The organism is Streptomyces muensis (genome assembly GCF_021474425.1).
Taxonomy (GTDB): Bacteria; Actinomycetota; Actinomycetes; order Streptomycetales; family Streptomycetaceae; genus Streptomyces; species Streptomyces muensis.
On sequence record NZ_JAKEIP010000405.1, the window covers coordinates 1 to 5294 of the forward strand.

Sequence of the window (5294 nt, forward strand, 5' to 3'; positions counted from 1 at the left end):
GCCAGGGGGCTCCGCCCCCTGCACCCCTATCGGCCTAAACGGCCTCGTCCTCAAACGCCGGACGGGCTGGAGGTGGCTGGGCGGGCATAGCCCCTGCGGGTGGGTGGAGGCTGGGGACGGCATGCTCATCCTCGGACGTCGGACGCGCTGGCGGCATCTGAAGCGGCGGCGCAGCCCCCTGCGGGCGCGTGAGGCTTAGAACTCCTAACAGAAAGGGGCTTCGTCCGATCCGGGTGCGATGGGGTCGGGCGTGCACGAAGGAAGATCACTACCCTGCACGTGTGCTTTCCTACGACGAGTTGACTTCACCGGAGCGTGCGCTGTGGGACGCGTTCCCCGAAGGGCGGCGGGTGGACCTGCGTGCGGGTACTCCGGAGGAGGACAGGGTCGCCGACGGCGGACGGTGGGGGCCCGAGCGGACGGTGCGGGCGGCGGTGGTCGCCGCGCTGCTGCTGGGCGCGAACACCGGACAACCGGGTGCGGTGGCGCGTCTACGACTCACCGGAGCACGGATCTCCGGACGCCTGGACCTGGCCGGCGCGCAGATCGCCCACGCTCTCTGGCTTGAAGCCTGCTGGTTCGAGGAGGCGGTGAATCTCCTCGGCGCGTCGACGCAGACCCTCGTGTTCACGGGCAGCCGGATACCCGGCATCGAGGCCGATTCGGCCCGCATCGAGGGCAACTTCTCCCTGCGGCACTGCGTGGTGGAGGGCGGCGCCCCCACGCCCTTCAACCGCGTGAGCACCGCCCTGTCACTCACCGACGCCCGGGTGAACGGCGGACTGCTCCTCAACGGGGCCAAGTTGGTCGCCCCGGACGGGTGGGCCCTGTCGGCCGGTGGCCTGGCCATGGAAGGCGGCGTCTTCTGCAAGAACGGGTTCGTCGCATACGGGGAAGTCCGGCTGATGGGAGCGAGGTTGCCGGGCACTCTGGTCATGCACGGTGCCCGACTGGAAGGACCCGGCCCACGTGGCGTCGCCCTCACCCTCGACAACGCCACGGCCTCGTCGCTCAAGCTCTCCCAAGGGTTCACCGCGAACGGCACGGTACGGCTGCGCGGCACCCAGGTCACGGACAACGTGACCTTCGACGGAGCCATCCTGAACGGCCCGCCTACCGACGACGCGAACGCCCCGGCCCTGGTCGCCATGCACCTGCAAGCCGTCGACTTTGATCTCACCCTCGCCCGGCCCCCGTCCGGCACCCTCGACCTGCGAGGCGCTCAGGTTTCGTACCTCCATGAGAACGAGCACAGCTGGCCGGAGAGAGTGGAGTTGGACGGCTTCGTCTACGGCTCCATCAAGACGACGGACGCGAACGACGAGCGCCACGAGGCCGTGGGCGACCGGGAGTCCGTGACCCGACGCGTGGCATGGATACGCAGCAGCCCGGGCTACAACCCACAACCGTACGAGCAGTTGGCAGCCTGGTACCGCAAGGCCGGGCACGACGACGACGCCCGCCGCGTCCTCCTCGCCAAGCAACGCCACCGGCGCCGCACCCTGTCCCCGGCAGCCCGCGCATGGGGCCACCTCCTCGACGTGACCGTCGGCTACGGCTACCGGCCCTGGCTGGCCGGCGTCTGGCTCCTCGCCCTGATCCTGCTGGGAACACTGTCCTTCCATACGGACGCCCCCAAGCCGGTCAAACAAGGCGAAGGTGCCCCGTTCCAGCCCCTCGTCTACACACTCGACCTCTTGATCCCCATCGGGGGCCTGGGGCAGCGCACGGCCTGGTATTGGCCGAACGACAGCCTCCAGTGGCTGGCCTACCTGCTGATCGCCTTCGGCTGGGTGCTGACAACCGCCGTCATCGCGGGTGTCACCCGCACCCTGCAGAAGAACTAGCGGGCAAGAGCCGAGCGTAGGCGGGTAGCTTCAGTGATGCCGCCTGACAAGGCTCAGCCGGCCACGCTGATCGGCCGGGCCGGTGGGCCATCCATCAGCAAGGACGCCAGCAGTTCCGGCAACTCGGCCGGGCGCAACACATCGGACGTCGCGGCCAACTCCGCGGCGGTCCACCAACGGTGCCCGCTGATCGCGGCCCTTTCGACGTCCTCGAAAGCCGAGGTATCGACGTCAAAGGCGGGCACCCGGGCGAGGTAGTAACGCTGCCGAACCTCGTAGAGAACCCCTTCCCGGACCGTCACCCATGGACGCCCTCGCCATATCTCCGGCCCCAGCGCGACATTCGTCAGCCCCGTCTCCTCCCGCAACTCCCGCAAGGCGGCCTGCTCGTGACTCTCGCCCGACTTCACACCGCCTCCGGGAGTGAACCAGCGAAGCGAGCCGCCGGCCTCGTTCCGTGCGGAGAACAGCAGTAGCCGATCGGCGTCGTCGACCAGCACCACGCGGGCGCCAGGGCGCGGCACAGGGCTCCCCACTTCATCACCTCGTCAGTCACGCGCCGGATGGCGTACCCCCACCGGACCGCGGTCGCCCACGGCGCGAAGGGGCCGTGTCGGGGGGTGTCCGCCCGCAGCGGCCGGCGTCAAGGGACAGCCCCTCCTGGGCCAACCGAGCCGCCGGACCGAGGACGGACACCCCCCGGCGCGGCCCCGACCCACCACCAAACCGCACCGCGCTACACGAGCCCCCACACACCGCAACGGGCCGCCGCAGGCATCAGGGGCGCGGGGAACTGCGCAAAAACGCCCGCCCCCACCGAGCCCGCCACAGGCCCACAGCCCGGCACGGACCCGCAGCCCGCCACAGGCCCCCGCAGGCACCCCCGCTCAACCACCGGAGGTATCCAGCTCAGCATCCTCACTCACACCCGCACAGTCATACGGATCCTTCAGCCACCCCTCCGGCAACACCACCCGGTTGTTGCCGGACGTACGCCCACGCGGCCCGTCCGCCCCCACCGGCCACGGCTGATCCAGCTCCAACTCGTCCAGCCCGGAACGGAGTTCCTCCAGCGACGACGTGACAGCCAACCGCTTCCGCATCTCCGACCCGACCGCGAAGCCCTTCAAATACCAGGCCACATGCTTACGGAAGTCGATGACGCCCCGCGCCTCGTCCCCGATCCACTCCCCGAGCAGCGTGGCATGCCGCACCATGACGTCCGCCACCTCACGCAACGCAGGCCGCGCGACACCGTCCGCACGCCCTTCGAACGCGGCCACCAGATCCGAGAACAACCACGGCCGCCCCAGGCACCCCCGCCCGACGACCACCCCGTCGCACCCGGTCTCCCGCACCATCCGCACCGCGTCCCCGGCCGACCAGATGTCCCCGTTCCCGAGCACGGGAATCTCCGGCACATGCTCCTTCAGCCGCGCGATGGCGTCCCAGTCCGCCGTACCCCCGTAGTGCTGCGCGGCCGTACGCCCGTGCAGCGCGATGGCCGTCACCCCCTCCTCGACGGCGATCCGCCCGGCGTCCAGGTAGGTGATGTGATCGTCGTCGATGCCCTTGCGCATCTTCATCGTCACCGGCAGCTCCCCCGCCCCGCTCACCGCCTCCCGCAGAATCGCCCGCAGCAGATTCCGCTTGTACGGCAGCGCGGACCCCCCGCCCTTCCGGGTCACCTTCGGCACCGGGCACCCGAAGTTCAGGTCGATGTGATCGGCCAGCCCCTCCTCCGCGATCATGCGGACGGCCTTGCCGACAGTCGCGGGGTCGACCCCGTACAGCTGGATCGAACGAGGCTTCTCGCTCTCGTCGAAGTGGATCAGCTGCATGGTCTTCTCGTTGCGCTCGACCAGCGCCCGAGTAGTGATCATCTCGCTGACGAACAGCCCCTTGCCCCCGCTGAACTCCCTGCACAACGTACGGAAGGGCGCATTCGTGATCCCAGCCATGGGAGCCAGGACGACAGGCGGCTGCACGCTGTGCGGACCAACCTGAAGGGGCGAGACGACGGGCGAAACGGCGGGCGGCACGACGGGCGAGGCGGTCATGGACATCCCCCCATTCTCACGTACCGGACGGACAGCGGCGAAATTCATTAGTTAGGCGTACTATTCAAGAATGCCGGAGTTCAGCCCACGCCGCCGCCTGCTGGTCCTCGCGATCTGCTGCATGAGCCTGCTGATCGTGAGCCTCGACACCACGGCCCTCAACGTCGCCCTCCCCGCGATGCAGCGCGACCTCGACGCCAGCACATCCGGCCTGCAGTGGACGATCGACGCGTACACCCTCGTCCTGGCCTCCCTCCTGATGCTGGCCGGCTCCACGGCGGACCGCATCGGCCGCAAACGCGTCTTCATGGCGGGCCTCGTCCTGTTCACCATCGGCTCGGCACTGTGCTCCCTCGCCCCGAACCTCGACTCCCTGATCGTCTTCCGCATGGTCCAGGCGGTGGGCGGCTCGATGCTCAACCCGGTGGCGATGTCGATCATCACCAACACCTTCGTGGACCCCCGCGAACGCGCACGGGCGATAGGCGTGTGGGGCGCGGTCGTCGGCATCTCAATGGGCGCCGGCCCGCTGGTCGGCGGACTGCTCGTGGACTCGGTCGGCTGGCGGGCGATCTTCTGGGTCAACCTGCCGGTGGGCCTGACCGCCCTCCTCCTCACCCTCCTCCACGTCCCCGAGTCCCGCGCCCCCAAGGCCCGCCGCCTCGACCCCGTCGGCCAGCTCCTGGTGATCGCGCTGTTCGGCTCACTGACGTACGCGATCATCGAGGCCCCGAACGCCGGGTTCACAGCGGTCCTGCCCTTCGCGATCACCGCCCTCGTGGCCCTGCTCGGCCTCCTCTGGTACGAGCCGCGCCGCACCGAACCCCTCATCGACCTGCGGTTCTTCCGTTCGGCCCCGTTCAGCGGCGCCACGGTCATCGCGATCGGCGCGTTCGCCGCGCTGGGCGGCTTCCTGTTCCTGTCGACGCTGTACCTGCAGAACGTACGAGGGCTGGACGCCCTGCACGCGGGTCTGTGGATGCTGCCGATGGCGACCCCGATGTTCGTGTGCGCACCGCTCGCCGGGCGGCTGGTCGGCACGCGGGGCCCCCGGCTGCCGTTGCTGATCGCCGGCACCGCGATGACGCTGAGCGCGGCGATGTTCGCCCTGTTCGAGGCCGAGACCTCCAACGTCACGCTGGTCCTCGGGTACGCGGTGTTCGGGATCGGATTCGGGTTCGTCAACGCGCCGATCACCAACACGGCGGTCTCCGGGATGCCGCGGGCGCAGGCCGGCGTCGCCGCGGCAGTCGCCTCCACGAGCCGTCAGCCGGCGGAGAGGAGATGGTCCTCACCGCCCGTCTATGGGGCCGCTCGGCCCCGTGGCTCGCCGGGCACACCCGCCACGGCGAGGTCGTGCTGCCCGTCTCCGCGCTGCTGGACGTGG

At 69.8% G+C, this 5294-nt stretch carries 4 protein-coding genes; 2 read left to right on the forward strand and 2 right to left on the reverse strand.

The features are described 5' to 3' along the window. The first annotated feature begins 281 nt into the window (after nucleotides 1-281). Nucleotides 282-1847, forward strand: a complete 1566-nt coding sequence (locus L0P92_RS41855) for an oxidoreductase (protein WP_234768374.1) — start codon at nucleotides 282-284, stop codon at nucleotides 1845-1847. 53 nt (nucleotides 1848-1900) lie between these two features. On the opposite strand, the gene L0P92_RS41860 is transcribed toward L0P92_RS41855, so the two are convergent. Then, nucleotides 1901-2383 carry an NUDIX hydrolase gene (locus L0P92_RS41860; protein ID WP_308289814.1) on the reverse strand — a complete coding sequence of 161 codons (483 nt, stop codon included), beginning with the start codon at nucleotides 2381-2383 and terminating at the stop codon, nucleotides 1901-1903. A gap of 351 nt (nucleotides 2384-2734) precedes the next feature. Further along, entirely contained in the window at nucleotides 2735-3907 is a 1173-nt protein-coding gene (gene dusB / locus L0P92_RS41865; RefSeq protein ID WP_234768376.1) for a tRNA dihydrouridine synthase DusB, read from the reverse strand. Between the two features lie 70 nt (nucleotides 3908-3977). Between dusB and L0P92_RS41870 the strand changes: the two genes are divergently transcribed. Further along, nucleotides 3978-5294, forward strand: a 1317-nt coding sequence (locus L0P92_RS41870) for an MFS transporter (RefSeq protein ID WP_234768377.1), incomplete at its 3' end; no start/stop codon positions are given.